This is a genomic window from Winogradskyella sp. (assembly GCF_028289625.1).
In the GTDB taxonomy this organism is placed as follows: Bacteria; Bacteroidota; Bacteroidia; order Flavobacteriales; family Flavobacteriaceae; genus Winogradskyella.
In genome coordinates, this window is record NZ_JANQOM010000086.1 from 17,127 (window position 1) to 33,886 (window position 16,760).

The 16,760-nt window shown below is 38.8% G+C and carries 12 protein-coding genes; 5 read left to right on the plus strand and 7 right to left on the minus strand.

Features of this window, described 5'->3' with window-relative positions; translation table 11 throughout:
- The first annotated feature begins 74 nt into the window (after positions 1-74).
- The 5 genes from purL (at position 75) to aspA (ending at position 9,162) form a co-directional block, all read left to right on the plus strand.
- The gene (gene purL, locus Q0992_RS16155) at positions 75-3,821 is read left to right on the plus strand and encodes a phosphoribosylformylglycinamidine synthase (protein WP_299526831.1); all 3,747 of its coding nucleotides are present in this window, start codon (positions 75-77) and stop codon (positions 3,819-3,821) included.
- A 64-nt stretch (positions 3,822-3,885) separates the two neighbouring features.
- On the plus strand, positions 3,886-4,983 hold the full coding sequence (locus tag Q0992_RS16160) for an alanine racemase (RefSeq protein ID WP_299526833.1): 1,098 nt from the start codon (positions 3,886-3,888) through the stop codon (positions 4,981-4,983).
- 52 nt (positions 4,984-5,035) lie between these two features.
- On the plus strand, positions 5,036-6,946 hold the full coding sequence (locus Q0992_RS16165) for a fumarate reductase/succinate dehydrogenase flavoprotein subunit (RefSeq protein ID WP_299526895.1): 1,911 nt from the start codon (positions 5,036-5,038) through the stop codon (positions 6,944-6,946).
- Positions 6,947-6,954: 8 nt separating this feature from the next.
- Positions 6,955-7,698 (plus strand): succinate dehydrogenase/fumarate reductase iron-sulfur subunit, encoded by a 744-nt coding sequence (locus Q0992_RS16170; protein ID WP_299526835.1) that lies wholly within the window; start codon positions 6,955-6,957, stop codon positions 7,696-7,698.
- Between the two features lie 48 nt (positions 7,699-7,746).
- The gene (gene aspA / locus Q0992_RS16175; RefSeq protein WP_367277975.1) at positions 7,747-9,162 is read left to right on the plus strand and encodes an aspartate ammonia-lyase; all 1,416 of its coding nucleotides are present in this window, start codon (positions 7,747-7,749) and stop codon (positions 9,160-9,162) included.
- Between the two features lie 75 nt (positions 9,163-9,237).
- On the opposite strand, the gene Q0992_RS16180 is transcribed toward aspA, so the two are convergent.
- From Q0992_RS16180 to Q0992_RS16210, 7 genes are all read right to left on the minus strand, one after another.
- Positions 9,238-9,702, minus strand: coding sequence for a hypothetical protein (locus Q0992_RS16180; protein ID WP_299526837.1), 465 nt, complete (start codon positions 9,700-9,702; stop codon positions 9,238-9,240).
- Between the two features lie 249 nt (positions 9,703-9,951).
- The gene (locus Q0992_RS16185; protein ID WP_299526838.1) at positions 9,952-11,763 is read right to left on the minus strand and encodes a hypothetical protein; all 1,812 of its coding nucleotides are present in this window, start codon (positions 11,761-11,763) and stop codon (positions 9,952-9,954) included.
- Complete coding sequence (locus tag Q0992_RS16190; RefSeq protein ID WP_299526839.1) at positions 11,760-12,371, minus strand: V-type ATP synthase subunit D; 612 nt, start codon at positions 12,369-12,371, stop codon at positions 11,760-11,762. Before Q0992_RS16190 ends, Q0992_RS16185 begins: the two co-directional genes overlap by 4 nt.
- A 1-nt stretch (position 12,372) precedes the next feature.
- The gene (locus tag Q0992_RS16195) at positions 12,373-12,942 is read right to left on the minus strand and encodes a DUF2764 family protein (RefSeq protein ID WP_299526841.1); all 570 of its coding nucleotides are present in this window, start codon (positions 12,940-12,942) and stop codon (positions 12,373-12,375) included.
- 71 nt (positions 12,943-13,013) lie between these two features.
- A complete protein-coding gene (locus Q0992_RS16200) occupies positions 13,014-13,604 on the minus strand; it encodes a hypothetical protein (RefSeq protein ID WP_299526843.1) in 591 nt (196 codons plus the stop codon).
- Positions 13,601-14,929 carry a V-type ATP synthase subunit B gene (locus tag Q0992_RS16205; RefSeq protein WP_299526845.1) on the minus strand — a complete coding sequence of 443 codons (1,329 nt, stop codon included), beginning with the start codon at positions 14,927-14,929 and terminating at the stop codon, positions 13,601-13,603. Before Q0992_RS16205 ends, Q0992_RS16200 begins: the two co-directional genes overlap by 4 nt.
- Positions 14,910-16,655 carry a V-type ATP synthase subunit A gene (locus Q0992_RS16210; protein WP_299526847.1) on the minus strand — a complete coding sequence of 582 codons (1,746 nt, stop codon included), beginning with the start codon at positions 16,653-16,655 and terminating at the stop codon, positions 14,910-14,912. Before Q0992_RS16210 ends, Q0992_RS16205 begins: the two co-directional genes overlap by 20 nt.
- Between the last annotated feature and the right edge of the window lie 105 nt (positions 16,656-16,760).

The window sequence follows — 16,760 nt, forward strand, 5'->3', positions numbered from 1 at the left end:
AAGGACATAACACTTAATTTCCCGTAAAAAAGCGTAAATTTGCTGTTTATTAATCGCAACAATTCCTGCATCTAATGATTCACTTCTTTGGAAACCAAAACAGTAAAGTTTTTGCTGTTCAAGCCACAAAAGAATTATCAACTGAAACAACATCTAAATTAACATGGTTATTTGGCAACCAGCCCAAAATAGAGCAAGCATCAATCGATGCTTTTTTTATTGGTCCTAGAGCTGCCATGATTACACCTTGGAGTACAAATGCTGTTGAAATCACCCAAAATATGGGAATATCTGGAATCATCAGGATTGAAGAGTTTACAGCCACGACTGAAGATTTCAAAGGGTATGACCCAATGATATCTGAGAAATTCAGAAGTCTGCATCAAGGTATTTTTACCATAGATATTCAACCAGAAGCTATTCAAAATATTGAAGATATTGCATCATACAATCAACAAGAAGGTTTGGCATTAAGTGATGAAGAAATCGAATATTTAGAAGATGTTTCCAAAAAAATAGAGAGACCATTAACAGACTCTGAAGTTTTTGGGTTTTCGCAAGTTAATTCCGAACATTGCCGACATAAAATATTTAATGGCACTTTTGTAATTGATGGCAAAGAGCAACCATTGTCTTTGTTCAAAATGATTAAAGAAACCTCAAATAAGAATCCCAATGATATTGTTTCTGCCTACAAAGACAACGTAGCATTTATCAAAGGCCCTGTTGTTGAACAATTTGCGCCTCAACGTGCAGATATTCCAGATTACTATACGACCAAAGATTTTGAATCCGTTATTTCGTTAAAAGCAGAAACGCATAATTTTCCAACGACCGTAGAACCTTTTAATGGTGCGGCAACGGGCTCAGGAGGTGAAATCAGGGATAGGTTAGCCGGTGGAAAAGGCTCTATTCCATTAGCAGGAACAGCAGTTTACATGACCTCATATTCGAGACTTGAAGATTCCGATAGCCATCGGGATTGGGAAAAAGCTTTCCCAGAACGCAAATGGTTATATCAAACTCCGATAGATATTTTAATCAAAGCTAGTAATGGAGCTTCAGATTTTGGTAACAAGTTTGGGCAACCACTTATTTGTGGTTCTGTGCTCACGTTTGAACACAATGAAAAAAATGATATGGTGCCTGAGGCTCTCGAAGGTACTCAGGAGACTTCGAGAGCCTCAGTGTCCAGAAAACTCGGATACGATAAAGTGATTATGCTTGCTGGTGGTATTGGTTACGGAAAAGCAAACCAAGCCCTAAAAGATATCCCTAAAGCTGGCGATAAAATTGTTATTCTAGGTGGGGACAACTACAGAATCGGCATGGGAGGAGCAGCAGTATCATCAGCAGATACAGGGGAGTTTGATTCAGGCATAGAGTTGAATGCTGTGCAACGGTCAAATCCCGAAATGCAAAAACGTGCCGCCAATGCTGTTAGAGGTATGGTAGAAAGTGACGAGAACTTCATCGTCTCTATTCACGATCATGGTGCAGGTGGACACCTCAATTGCTTATCGGAATTAGTCGAAGATACTGGAGGACATATAGATTTGGACAAACTTCCTATTGGTGACCCTACACTTTCAGCAAAAGAAATTATAGGTAACGAATCCCAAGAACGAATGGGATTAGTCATAGCGGATGAGCATCTAGAAACCTTGCACAAAATTGCAGACCGAGAACGTTCACCAATATATGATGTTGGAGAAGCTACAGGCAAGCATCGATTTACTTTTGAATCTAAAACCAAAGGCGATAAGCCAATGGATTTAGCCCTAGAAGATATGTTTGGAAGTTCTCCAAAAACCATAATGAATGATGTTACCGTTGCGAAGCATTACGCTGACATTTCATATAATACAGACAAATTTTATGATTATTTAGACCAAGTATTACAACTTGAAGCTGTTGCTTGTAAGGACTGGTTAACCAATAAAGTAGATCGTTGCGTTGGTGGAAAAGTAGCTAAGCAACAATGTGTTGGCCCATTACAATTACCACTCAACAATGTTGGTGTAATGGCACTCGATTATAAAGGCAAAGAAGGGATAGCTACTTCTGTCGGACACTCCCCAATTTCGGCACTAATAGACCCAATTGCGGGAAGTCGCAATTCAATTGCTGAGGCTTTGACCAATATAATTTGGTCTCCATTAAAAGATGGTTTAAAAAGTGTATCGCTTTCAGCCAATTGGATGTGGCCTTGTAGAAATAAAGGTGAGGATGCCAGACTGTATGAAGCTGTGAAAGCGGTTTCAGAATTTGCAATCGACCTTGGCATAAATGTTCCAACAGGAAAAGATTCACTATCCATGAAACAAAAATATCCTGATGGTGATGTCATTGCTCCAGGAACTGTGATTATTTCTGCAGCAGCTCATTGTAATGATATTACTAAGGTTATTGAACCTGTTCTTCAAAAAGATAAGGGCTCTATCTATTATATCAATATATCTCAAGATAGTTTTAAACTTGGTGGTAGTTCTTTTGCACAAATCAATAATAAAATTGGGAGCGAAACACCTACTATTAAAGATGCTAAATATGTCGTTAGCGTATTCAACACCATTCAGCAATTAATTAAAGATGAAAAAATTGTGGCTGGACATGATGTGGCATCAGGTGGTTTAATTACAACACTTCTCGAAATGTGTTTTGCTGATAAGAATATTGGTGCCGAATTAGAGATTACAAGTCTTGGCGAAAAAGATACGTTTAAGGTACTGTTTTCTGAAAATGCTGGAATAGTAATTCAATCCGCAGATGATTCAATAGAAAAGAAATTGACAGATGCCGATATCTCGTTCCATAAAATTGGAGAGGTCACCGAAAGTGATGTGCTTGGTCTGATAAATGACAATCAAGTTTACACTATGACTATATCTCGTCTCAGAGATGTTTGGTATAAAACCTCGCTTCTACTCGACCGCAAACAAACTGCAAACAATTTAGCTGACAAACGGTTTGAAAATTACAAACACCAGCCATTAAACTACACATTTCCTAAGCATTTTACGGGTAAACTCCCTGTCACCTCGAGTGATTCGTCTAACACGAATCGTATCGAAAGACCAAAAGCTGCCATTCTAAGAGAAAAAGGCAGTAATTCCGAGCGTGAAATGGCAAATGCCATGTATTTGGCTGGATTTGATGTGAAAGATGTGCACATGACCGATCTTATTTCTGGTCGAGAAACTTTAGAAGATATTCAGTTTTTAGGAGCTGTAGGAGGCTTTAGCAATTCGGATGTATTGGGCTCTGCCAAAGGTTGGGCTGGTGCCATCAAATACAATGAAAAGGCCAATAAAGTCATTTGGGATTTCTTCCAAAGAGAAGATACCCTCTCCGTTGGCATCTGCAATGGTTGTCAACTTTGGATGGAATTAGACCTCATTAATCCAGAGCACGAAGTGCATGGAAAAATGACCTATAATGATTCGCATAAGCATGAAAGCGCTTTTACATCAGTTAAAATTCAAGAGAATAATTCCGTGATGTTATCAAGTCTAGTGGGCAGCCAATTAGGCGTTTGGATTTCGCATGGAGAGGGGAAGTTTAATCTCCCATATTCTGAAGACAAATATGACATTGTAGCAAAATATAGCTATGAAGGCTATCCGCACAATCCCAATGGATCAGATTTTAATACGGCCATGATGTGCGACAAAACAGGTAGGCATTTAGTAACGATGCCACACATAGAACGATCAACGTTTCAATGGAATTGGGCTAACTATCCTAAAGGGAGACAAGATGAAGTCTCACCTTGGTTAGAAGCCTTTGTGAATGCTAGAAAATGGGTGGAACAGCACTAGTTTAAAATCATTTCAAAAGGTTTTATAACTTGTAGGCTAAATACGGAATTAGCTTAATTACATCATGCACAAAAATCTTAACATAACGAAGCCAACCCTTATTATTGATAAGGAAAAATGCATGATGAATATTCAAAGAATGGCTTCAAAAGCTAAAAGACACCAACTACAATTTCGTCCGCATTTTAAAACCCACCAATCACTCGAAATCGGTCTATGGTTTAAGAATTATGGAGTTAATAAGATTGCCGTATCATCTTTGACCATGGCTGACTATTTCTCCAAGGAATGGAATGATATCACCGTGGCCTTCCCTACTAATATTCTGGAAATTAAGACGATTAACAGTTTGGCATCAAAAATTACACTTAATTTAACGGTTGAGAATAGTAAAAGTATTCTGTACTTAAAAAACCATCTTACGCACAAGGTCAATATTTTTATTCAGATTGATGTGGGTTATGGCAGAACAGGCATTGACCCTAGTCATATTGATGATATAAATTTTCTGTTAGAAGTGATAGAGAATTGTCCGTTAATGGAATTTGAAGGTTTCTTATCGCATTCTGGTCATACCTACAAGTGTGACTCTGTAGAATGTATTAAGGACACCCATAATAGAAGTTTAAAGGTCATTAACCAACTGAAGAACAACTATCTTTCTAGATATCCTAATATAGTCATATCCCTTGGTGATACGCCGAGCTGCAGTGTGTCAGAAGATTTTTCTGGAATTGATGAAATACGCCCAGGTAATTTTGTGTTTTACGATGTAATGCAATACCAAATCGGATCTAATACCATCGAAGATATAGCTGTCGCTATGGCTTGCCCAATTGTAGCAAAACACAAAAATCGTTCAGAATTAGTAATATATGGTGGTGGTATTCATTTTTCCAAGGACCGATTAATTGAAAACGATATCACCATCTACGGAAAAGTCGTAGAGAAAACCAAAAATGGTTGGGGCAAGGTTCTAGCAAACACCTATGTAAAAAACTTATCTCAAGAGCATGGTATTATTAAGGTTCCATTTCAGGATTTTGATAGCTACACAATAGGAGATTATGTGCTTGTTCTGCCTGTGCACTCATGCATGACTGTAGATTTAATGAAAAATTATCTGACTACTGAAGGGCAACAAATTTCGACACTTATTTAGTACAATTATCTTGTAAAAGATTAGTTTTTCGATTATCTTAGAAGTGATGAAAATTCAATTGAACTCTAAGATACCTGAAGGACCATTAGAAAAAAAATGGCGAAACTACCAGTTGAAATCTCAACTCATTAATCCCGCAAATAAGAAGAAATTAAATGTCATCGTTGTGGGCTCTGGCTTAAGCGGTGCTGGTGCTGCTTCAACATTAGCAGAATTGGGCTATGATGTTCAATGTTTTTGCTATCAGGACTCTGCCAGACGCGCACACTCTGTAGCTGCGCAAGGTGGTATTAATGCTGCTAAAAATTATCAACATGATGGTGATAGTGTATACCGCATGTTTTATGACACTTTAAAAGGCGGAGACTTTCGATCTCGAGAAGCCAACACCTATCGCTTAGCCGAACTTTCCGCACCTTTAATTGACCATTTTGTACAACAAGGTGTGCCTTTCGCTCGCGAATATGGTGGCACTTTGGTGAACCGTAGCTTTGGTGGCGTCCAAGTACAACGTACATTTTATGCCAGAGGGCAAACCGGTCAGCAATTATTATTAGCAGCCTATTCACAACTCTATAAAATGATTCGTGCCAAAAAAGTAACCATGTACCCACGAAGCGAGATGATGGATTTAGTACTTATCGATGGTAAAGCTAAAGGCATTATTGTTAGAAATTTAGTGACCGGTCAATTAGAGCGCTATGCTGCCGACGCCGTGGTTTTGGCAACTGGTGGCTACTCAAGAGTATTCCGTTTGTCAACCTTGGCCATAGGTTGCAACGGCAGCGCTATTTGGAAAGCCCATAAAAAAGGAGCATTCTTTGCAGCACCTAGTTTCACGCAAATTCACCCAACCGCCTTACCACAATCAAGTGAAGCACAATCCAAATTGACCTTAATGTCAGAATCTTTGCGAAATGATGGTCGTATTTGGGTTCCCAAACAAAAAGAAGACAGCAGACGGCCGAAAGATATTCCTGAGGATGGACGCGATTATTATTTGGAGCGTCGCTATCCAAGCTTTGGAAATTTAGCACCTCGGGATATTGCCTCAAGAGCGGCTAAAGAACGTATAGATGCAGGTTATGGTGTTGGTCGTCTTAAGAATGCGGTTTATTTAGATTTTAAACACGCTATTGAAAAATTCGGATTAGACACTATAAAAGACCGCTATGGTAACTTGTTCAATATGTATAAAAAAATCACAGGAATTGATGCCTACACCACACCAATGCTTATTTCCCCTGCAGCGCATTTTTCCATGGGTGGCCTTTGGGTAGATTATGAGCTAATGACTACCATTCCTGGTCTTTATGCCGTTGGAGAATGCAACTTTTCAGATCATGGTGCCAATCGTTTGGGTGCCAATTCTCTTTTACAAGCAAGTGTTGACGGTTATTTTATTTTACCGAATACCATAAATAATTATTTGGCTAATGAAATAAAAGCAGACCATCCAACCAAAGAACATCCTGAGTTTGATAAAGCAGAAAACGATGCTAGAGCACATATTGGAAAAATTCTATCTATAGATGGAACAAAAACTGTAGATCATTTTCATAGGGAACTAGGTAAGATTATGTGGAATGAATGTGCTATGAGTCGCACTAAAGAAGGTCTCGGAAAGGCAATTATTCAGATAAAGCAACTTAAAGAAGAATTTTGGACTGATGTGAAAGTTACTGGAAATTCTAACGAAATGAATACCGAATTAGAAAAAGCGTATCGTTTGGCAGATTTCATTGAGTTAGGCATATTAATGTGTACCGATGCTTTACAGCGTGAAGAATCTTGCGGTGCGCATTTTAGGGAAGAATACCAAACTAAAGACGGAGAGGCTTTGCGCGTTGATGAAGACTATTCCTTTGTTTCGGCTTGGGACTATGATGCAGGTAATTTCAAATTGCATAAAGAACAACTTGAATTTGAATTTGTAAAACCCACAGTGAGAAGTTATAAATAACAGGCAGCATGAAAGTAACCTTTAAAATATGGCGACAGGATAATCCCAATTCCAAAGGGGATTTCAAAACCTATGAGGTCGATGGATTAACAGAAGACATGTCTTTTTTGGAGGCATTAGATCATCTTAATGAAGAATTGGTGTTAAAAGACGAAAAAGTAATTGCCTATGAATATGATTGTCGTGAAGGTATTTGCGGTCAGTGTGGTGTGTTTATAAATGGAAGAGCCCATGGTCCTCATCCCAATATGACCACATGCCAGTTACACATGCGAAGTTTTAATGATGGTAAAACCATTACAGTTGAGCCATGGCGGGCATCAGCTTTCCCAATAATAAAGGATTTGGTAGTTGATCGTTCGGCTTTTGATCGAATTATCGAAGCTGGAGCCTACATTAGTTCAAAAACAGGAACCGCACCTGAGGCCAATGCCATTCCTATTCCTAAAGCTATTGCCGATAAAGCTATGGATGCCGCAGCTTGTATAGGCTGTGGTGCTTGTGTAGCAACCTGTAAAAATGCTTCTGCTGCTTTATTTACTTCAGCAAAAATTAACCACCTCAACAGTTTACCTCAAGGAAAGGCCGAAGCAAAAGAACGCTTGGAACAAATGACCTATCAAATGGATATTGAAGGTTTTGGCAATTGCACCAATACTGGTGCATGTGAAGTAGAATGTCCAGAAGGAATATCTATTAAGAATATTGCTGAAATGAATTCGAGTTGGTTGAAACAAAAAATGCTTGGCTAAACTCGTCTATAACACCAATGACTTTGGTACAAACTTAAACCTATCACTATGAAACGAAAGGAAACCGACCTTTTAGGGCAGCTAGAAATCGACAATCACCTCTACTACGGCATACATACCCAACGCGCTATTGATAATTTTCAGATTTCCAACACCAAAGTTGGTGATTATCCCCTACTTATAAAAGGTTTAATTCTTACCAAAAAGGCCTGTGCAGCGGCAAATTTGGAAATAGGTACTATTCCCTCGGAAAAGGCTGAAATGATTATGCAGGCCTGTGATCACATTTTGGAAAATTTTGAAAAGTATGCAGAATTTTTTCCTTCAGATGTATTTCAAGGTGGTGCTGGCACATCAGTAAACATGAATGCCAACGAGGTTATTGCCAATGTAGCTCTAGAGCTTAACGGCTATTATAAAGGTGAATATGATGTATTAAATCCTAACGACCATGTCAACAAGTCGCAATCTACCAACGATGCCTACCCTACTGGGTTTAGGGTGGCATTGTATTTTTACATGAATATATTGTTAGAGCATCTTAATACCCTTACAACAAGCGTAGACAAAAAAGCATCTAAGTTTAAGAATGTTCTAAAAATGGGACGTACCCAATTGCAAGATGCTGTGCCTATGTCTTTAGGAGATGAGTTTGGGGCTTGGTCCGTGAATTTGAAAGAAGAAAACAAAAATTTAAAACATTCGCGCGATTTAATACTGGAAGTGAATTTAGGGGCCACTGCCATAGGTACTAGTGTTAATGCACCCGATGGTTTTACCGAGCTTTCTATTGGCTATCTTCAAAAATTCACTAAGGCTAGTTTTGTACCCGCAGCCAATTTAATTGAAGCCACATCAGATTGTGGTGCTTATGTGATGATGTCTGGTGCACTAAAACGTACTGCCGTAAAACTCTCTAAAATCTGCAACGATTTGCGATTGTTATCTTCAGGACCGCGTTGCGGTCTCAACGAAATAAATCTACCAGAACTACAAGCGGGCTCTTCTATTATGCCTGCAAAGGTGAATCCTGTGATTCCCGAAGTGGTCAATCAGGTCTGTTTTAAGATTATTGGTAATGATGTAGCGATTTCATTCGCTGCAGAAGCTGGTCAATTGCAACTCAATGTCATGGAACCCGTAATTGCCCAATGTTTGTTTGAATCTTTTGAATTACTTTCTAATGCCTGTACCACATTAGCCAAAAAATGTATTGATGGCATTACAGTAAATGAAGAACACACCAAGCAAATGGTAATGAATTCGGTTGGTATTATTACCTTTTTAAATCCGTATATAGGGCATCATATGGGAGATATTATTGGAAAAGAAGCTATTAGCACAGGAAAATCCATAAGAGAACTGGTTTTAGAAAAGAAACTACTTACCGAGGCTGAATTGGATAAAATTTTAAGTGTGGATAATTTGATGAATCCAAAATATACTGCTACCCTTTTTAAGTAGATGGGGCATTCAAAAAAAGACCTAACAAGTTTGCTTATTAGGTCTATTGTTTTTCTTAAAAATTGAGTCTCCTTTCTATCCTGGCAACCCAGTCATGGTAAATATCATGACAAACAGTGCTACGGTTTCGACCACGCCAATAATCATGATGTACTTGGCCGTATCATTGGCACCAGAGGCAATTGCATCACAAGCTCTTGCACCTGCTTTTCCTTGAAAAATCGCTGAACCCGCCATAGCAGCTCCAGCAAATAATCCAATGATGATTTGCCAAACATAAGAATCTGGGTTGAGATTAGCATCGGTAATTGCGTTTTTTAAAATCATACCATAAATCACCTGGGATAACGGCGCACCAACAAAAATTAATAAAGCTGTTGCTGCTTTTTGCCCACTGGTTATCATCTTTTTCCAAGCGCCAATGGCAGCCATTCCCGCAATACCTGTTCCAATAGCAGAGCCAATGGCTGCTATGCTCAAGGACATACCCATATCCCCCAAGCCGTTGACTGATGTTTGTATAAATGTTAAAAAACTCATAGTTATCTTATTTTAAAACGTTGTTATTTAGTTAAAATCCTTTAATTTAATTTATTCTCGAAACCTGAATTGACGCTTGTCTCTGAGACTATTTAAATGTCACATCGAGCGCCACGCCTTCCAAAGTCTCGTACGGTGAACAGGCAGTCGAGATGTTTTGTCAACCTTTCTGCTGCTTCGCAGCGTGCTTTCAATCAAAATATATTTTTATCTCAACCAATGCTCAAGGAGACAAAACTCTTTTCTTTTTCATTCTTTATTGTTTACCATTAACTTAAACGGTTTATATGCTTCACCTGAAAACTGCACACCTAAATGGCCAGCAAATTCTAACATATTCAATCGTATACCATGCACCATAACTGCCATTAAAGCCAGGGCAATATTTAAGGTATGCCCTAAGAGTAATGCAACAGCAGCCATCACAAAATCTAGAATACCCATTCCAGCGATACCATCTGGCAATGCCATATTATTAAAGCTTGCCGCTACAGCAGCAGTTGCCATTCCAACAGCAAATAGCCTCACATAAGATACAATATCCGAAAATCCACTAATTAAACTCAAAGGTAAATTAGCAATCGACGCTCCCATACTCTTAAAGAAGCTATTACTTTCTTTGGAAAACAATGCTACTAAAGTTGCCCCTACTATAAACAGCCAATTATACCAGCTTGGTGCTGGGTTTCCCAATACCAATTGTTCTGTTATAAAAAAGAGTCCCCAAACCAATGCTATCCATCCGACTTCGCTTAAAGCTTTAATTGAATTGATAAACTGAAACACTCGAATACCATGCGCCACCGTTAAATGAATAGCACCTATCAGAAACGATAAATGCATCATAAAGTTGATATTATCTACGCCAAAACTGGCAATATTTGGAATGACCAAATCTTTCAAAAATGGTAATTGTGCAATTTGTTCAGCACCAAAATAAGTCCCGCTCAACACGCCCCAAATAATGGTCGAACCACTCAACACAAAAATTAAAGCACGCAGCTGTGAAGCCATTTTTTTTCTGAAAATGATAGCCAATATCAAGAAAATGACACCATAGCCTGCATCGCCAACCAGCATGGCAAAAAACAAGGCAAAAGCAACTAAAAAATAGATAGACACATCAATTTCCTTGTAACCGGGAACAATATCAATGAACTTCATCATGGGATTGATAATGCTTATCCATTTTGGATTTTTAATATATACAGGTACTTCATCCATATTGGTAGGCTCGGTAATGGAATAGCCCCAATGTTCTTTCTTGGCCACGGAAGTAAAACCATCCAAAGCATCTTTAGGGAGATATCCTCTTAAAAATTTCACTTTGCCTTCAATATCACCCATGCTATCTAGAGCCGTTTCAGAATTCAAGCGATCATTTAAAAAATGACTATAGTCGGACAATAATTCCTCAAAGCCCTTCATTTCATTGAGAAATACCTCCACCTGCTCTAGTTGACGTTCTTTCCTTTTTTTAATGTCCTGTAAAGCAGAATATGGCATATCTGGAATAGCGACTTCTTTAAAATTGAGTCTAGCCTTGGCATTTTGCGAAAACAATGCTAAAGGTATTTTGCCTTCCTTCTCTGTAAATGTGACGGTTACTCGATCTTTTGGGAGCGTTTTTAACTGAGACTTGCTCAACATGTACAATCGAACAAAAATTCCTTTTTCCTTGAGATAGTCGAGTTCTCTCTGATGGAACTTCTTACCCCAAGTATCAAAAAACTCCAATTGGCTGTTGACGTCTTCCAGAGTTTTATAGATGTTTTGCTTGACTATTTTAGATTTTACCAATCGACCAACAATACGCTTTGGGTCTTTTCCATTAGTATCTATGACATCATTATTAGCCTTATCCGTCAATTCATGCTGTTCTAAAATGGATAATGCCTGATGGGTATCATCGATATCTTGCAAACACCGTTCTATGATATCTCCTGAGGGTGGATTCACCTCTTTAATATCCACAACGCCGAGTTCGCCTATTTTCTGAATGGTGGCATCAACAGAATGAGCACTGGTAAAAAGCAGTATTTCTTTCATTCTAACTATCATGCAACTTCACTTTTTACCTGTTTTTTCTTTTTCACCAGTTTAGCGCATCCAATCGCTAAGCGTTCCACGTCACCTAAATAAATCTCAATCTTTCGGATATTATTTTGGGTTTCAGGAATAAAGACTTCTTTAAGTGCATTTTTCATGCGTCTAGCCTCTGCCAATTCCTCTCTAACACTCTCCAAATTCTTCAATTCTAACTTCAACATCTCCTGATTGGTAGTCTGGTCTTTAATAGCTACTAACGCAGCATCAACCCATAGTGGCGTTTCAAAATAGTCAATATCGCTTTCATCAAAATCAATAGAAACAAATTGCTCAATGATAACACCTGCTATTTCACGAGTTTTGGTTTTAAGTTCCTTTACCCTAAACAACTTACCTAAATCGATAGTAGGTTCTGCCATAACAGCCGCCCATTGCCTCACATCGGTATTGGTTGTTTCAATAGCTTCCTGCAAACGTTCAACGGCTGTTTCAATAGTCTGAATAACTTCTTTCAACTGCTGCTCTTTCATTTCAAAAACTGGAAGTGCCGTTCGATAGCCTTTCAATTCGTTCTTTAAGGCAGCCAAGGTATTTTTATTCATTAAAATCTTGTCCGCCATATCACGCTACATTTAAGGATTGTTGAAAAACTTGAAATCCAACTTCCGCATCGAATTGCCACCAACGTAACAAGACTTCTAGTTTCAGTTTATAAAGCACCAATGCTGATAAGTTTGAATAATGTCCAATGGACAAGGTATCCAATTTTTGCCATTTGATATCGAGTAAATATTCCTCAGCCTTTAATGGATTCTCGGGTAGCTCACCTAGTAGTTCATAACTAATTTTACCAAATGATTCTTCAGATTTTCGGGCCACGCGAAACGTCTTCAATTCACTTTTTAATTGGAACATGAATCTCGAAAACTCTGAAACGACTTTTATATTGCTATTTTGAAATTGCTCTTTATGTATAGTACTTAACTGAATGCTTTCAAACTTTTGAAAATCCTGTAAGGATAGATATTTTGAAGCTTCTTCATTTAATATGGAAACCAATCTATCTGATGCTTCTGAGGTAGATGCATATTTTTTAAACAGTACCTTAACGTCCTGCTGAACGGTTTCCGAATCGCTAAAGGATAAATTCGGTAGGCTACTGATGAGATATTCTAGGTTTCCGTTAAACATGTTCTATTAATTTAAAGACCTCTCGACTGCGCTCGAGGTGACATTAGCTTCAAATAATTATGCTTTAAATTTTATTTTAGTTTTAATACTTCTACCCATTTCTGACTTAGGTGTTGGCTCAACAACTCGGATACTTCTTCGGCCGTAATATCGTAACTCCAGCCTTCGTCGGTTTTTGTTACCGAAAGACCAGAGAGCAATTGTTCTTTCTTTATAATTTGAGGCGCTGTCCCAGATAATGCTACTTTCTTTTGAATCGCCTTTATCAATTGGTCTTCGGTGTCGGCTGGTAAGGCGATAGCGACATTATTGCCTAAACTGTCCATAACTTTAGAAATAACAGTAGTGTACAAATCTGGTGTAAAGGCATCTTTCACCTCGTCCTCCAATATAGATTTGAATAATTTCTGAATGTCATTTTTTACTGAAATCTGGACATCACGTGCCGCTTGATTTAAGGCAACCTTGCCTTTATCCACTAACGCTTCAGCCTTAGTTTGGGCATCATTAAGAAGTGCTTCTTTTTCAGTTTCTGCCTCAGACACTATCTGTTTTGCTTTTTGCTTGGCGTCATCAATGATTTGCTTGGCTTCTTTTTCTGAAGCTTCAATAGCCTCAGATTTTACTTTGGCAATCAATCCATCTAAAGTTTGTTCACTCATGCGTACTGTGCTTTTAAAATCTTAAACTTTCCTTTTTCGGGCCAATATTTTTCTACTAGCTCGGATGATAATCCAGCTTCTTCTTTCTTAAAGTGATTGGATAAAATGTCCCAGCATAAATCCAACGCATCCTCTAACTCCAAATATCGAAATGGGTCCATTAATTCACGTTGGAAGGTTTTACGATAATCTAACAATCGTAACGAATAATCGTCCTTCACTGAACCAAATTTTTGTGCCTTAACACGCTCTTCCGCCTCGGAAAGTAAACGCGCCATGGCATTCATGATACCACGATGGTCATCACGAGTTTTATCATTGACCTGTTGTTTCAAACGGCTTAACGACCCAAATAATTCCAAATAACCATCTTTCATAAAAAATTGGCCCTCTGTAATGTAACCTGTATTGTCTGGAACTGGATGTGTTACATCATCCATAGTGGTTACTCCTAAAATAGTTAAACTACCAGAGCCTTCAATATCTGCCGCTTTCTCGTAACGGCTTGCCAATTGCGAGTATAAATCGCCAGGGTAACCCTGATTTGCAGGAATCTGGTCTTGAGCATTAGCCACCTGACGCAGATAATCGGACCATTGCGTCATATCGGACAACAAGACAAAGACATTTTTGCCTTGTAATGCAAAGCGCTCACCAACAGCAAGAGCTAAATCTGGCACCATCAAACCTTCAACGATTGAATCACGATGGGTATGGATAAACATAATGGTTTTACTCTTACTTCCTGCTTCTTCAATACGCTCCTTAAAATAGTGGTACTCGTCATATTTGAGTCCGACACCACCAATGATAATGACATCGGCATCGGTTTGTGTGGCGACATTGGCCAAAAGTCGATTGTAAGGTTCGCCTGCTCTAGCGAAAATAGGTATCTTTTGAGATCGCACTAAGGTATTAAAGACATCAATCATCGGTACGCCGGTACGAATCATATTCTTTGGAATCAGGCGCTTTACAGGATTAATGGATGGACCTGCAACACGTGTCATATCTGAAGTTAGCTGTGGCCCACCATCAATGGGTTGACCATTTCCTGCGTACACACGACCCAACATATCATCTGAAAAACCCACTTGAACAGGATGACCCAAAAAACGCACCTTACAATCGGTAGACACTCCAAAACCGCCGCCAAAAAGTTGCAAAGTTACCTTGTCGCCATTGAGGGCAATGACTTGAGCGAAAGCCTTTTTACCATCTGGATAAATGACTTCAGCCAGTTCTTTATTGTGTACATCTTTAGCTTCAATCGTTAAGATGGCTCTTCCAATACTATCTATATTTTCATACGTTTTCCTTAGCATGCGCTTTAAGTTTAACCAGATTTACAATTTTTGATTTTTGGTCATCGAATTTGGGGTCATCAAGTTTTAAGTTATTCCAATCGATAAAGGCCTGACGCAAAAAGTTGAAATGCGAGCGAATATCATCCTTGGTATCAATATGAAAAGGCGCATCGATAATATGTTTTATCATATCGAACATCATGCGCAAACGTTCAGGATTGGTTACGCCATCGATAGGATGAAAACTGTTTTGCTGAAGAAACACCGCATCTAACAATTCGGATTTTTGATAAGTGATATAGGCATCGTTAGCAATACCACGTTCGCCCATAAGCAACAAATTAGAGGCTATGGTCTTACCTTCACGTAGCAACTCTTTTAAAAACTGCACTTCTTTTTCTGTAATGAGTGACGGATATTTTGAGCTACTATCTATACGGTCGATAGCAGGATATTTTCTAGCATCTGATAGTTCCCTAGACAACCCTAAAAAAGCACCTGTACTTAGTAATGTGGCTTGGGTCACAGGTTCATCGAAATTTCCACCTGCTGGGGAAACCGTGCCTATAATACTCAATGAACTTTTGGTACCGTCTGGTAAAATCTCCACACCTGCCCTATCATAAAATGCTGAAATCAATGTTGAAATATACATTGGAAAGGCTTCTGGTCCAGGAATTTCCTCTTTTCTACCTGAAGTTTCACGAAGTGCTTGCGCCCAACGTGATGTTGAATCTGCTAAAATTAACACATCTAATCCTTGTTTACGGTAATATTCACCAACGGCTGTCGCCAAATATACTGAGGCCTCACGGGCTGCCACTGGCATGGACGATGTATTTCCAACGATGTAGGTTCTATCCATTAGAGACTTCCCAGTCCTTGGGTCGGTAAGCTCTGGAAAATCCTTGAATACTTCCACTGCTTCACCTGCACGTTCGCCGCAAGCAGCTATAATCACTACATCTGCTCTAGAATGTTTGGCAATACTGTGCTGCAATACCGTTTTTCCTGCGCCAAAAGGTCCTGGACTACATGCCGTACCGCCATAGGCTATTGGAAAAAGTGCATCTAGAATACGCATCCCTGTTGGTAAGGTTTCCGTAGGAACAGAACGCTGATGAAATGGCATCGATTGTTTTACAGGCCAATCAAAAGTCATGGTTAACTTGATTGTATCTCCTGAATCGTCCTTTATCGTGGCTATAGTATCCGTTATAGTGTAATCACCTTCTTCAACAATGGAATCAATGGTATAGTCACCTTTTAGCGAAAACGGGACAAATATTTTGTGTGTAAATAGTTTTTCAGGAACCGAACCTAAAGTGGAACTTCCTGTTACGGTATCGCCAATTTTGACTTTAGGTGTAAAATGCCACTTGACATTATTATCTAAAGGTTCAACGACCATTCCACGTTCCAAAAACCACTCTTCTTTTGCGAGTTCGTAAAGTGGATTTTGAAGACCATCAGTTACCATACCCAAAATACCTGGCCCTAATTTTACAGATAAGGGCAAGCCTGTAAATTCTACTGCATCACCAATTCGCATCCATGATGTATCTTCAAACACTTGAAGATAGACCAGCTTACCTGGTTTTACATCAATAACCTCTGATTTTAATCGCTTTCCATCTTCTAGGATGATATACGCTACTTCGCCGTTCATTACTGAACCTTGAGTGTTTTCAACACCTACTAAGGATTCATTAACACTAACAACTTTACCTTTTGCTTTTTCCAAGTGTTTTGCGTTTATTTTTCTTTTTACAATTTTTTATTAAATCCATATTCTTGGTGCATCCCAATATTTGATGTTGGGACACTTAAACTGGCAACAGACCTTCTT

Bases quoted from the DNA above. Each gene is read 5' to 3' on its own strand.
- purL (WP_299526831.1), top strand. From the start codon at position 75: ATGATTCACTTCTTTGGAAACCAAAACAGTAAAGTTTTTGCTGTTCAA.
- Q0992_RS16160 (WP_299526833.1), top strand. From the start codon at position 3,886: ATGCACAAAAATCTTAACATAACGAAGCCAACCCTTATTATTGATAAG.
- Q0992_RS16170 (WP_299526835.1), top strand. From the start codon at position 6,955: ATGAAAGTAACCTTTAAAATATGGCGACAGGATAATCCCAATTCCAAA.
- aspA (WP_367277975.1), top strand. From the start codon at position 7,747: ATGAAACGAAAGGAAACCGACCTTTTAGGGCAGCTAGAAATCGACAAT.
- Q0992_RS16180 (WP_299526837.1), bottom strand. From the start codon at position 9,702: ATGAGTTTTTTAACATTTATACAAACATCAGTCAACGGCTTGGGGGAT.
- Q0992_RS16185 (WP_299526838.1), bottom strand. From the start codon at position 11,763: ATGATAGTTAGAATGAAAGAAATACTGCTTTTTACCAGTGCTCATTCT.
- Q0992_RS16190 (WP_299526839.1), bottom strand. From the start codon at position 12,371: ATGGCGGACAAGATTTTAATGAATAAAAATACCTTGGCTGCCTTAAAG.
- Q0992_RS16195 (WP_299526841.1), bottom strand. From the start codon at position 12,942: ATGTTTAACGGAAACCTAGAATATCTCATCAGTAGCCTACCGAATTTA.
- Q0992_RS16200 (WP_299526843.1), bottom strand. From the start codon at position 13,604: ATGAGTGAACAAACTTTAGATGGATTGATTGCCAAAGTAAAATCTGAG.
- Q0992_RS16205 (WP_299526845.1), bottom strand. From the start codon at position 14,929: ATGCTAAGGAAAACGTATGAAAATATAGATAGTATTGGAAGAGCCATC.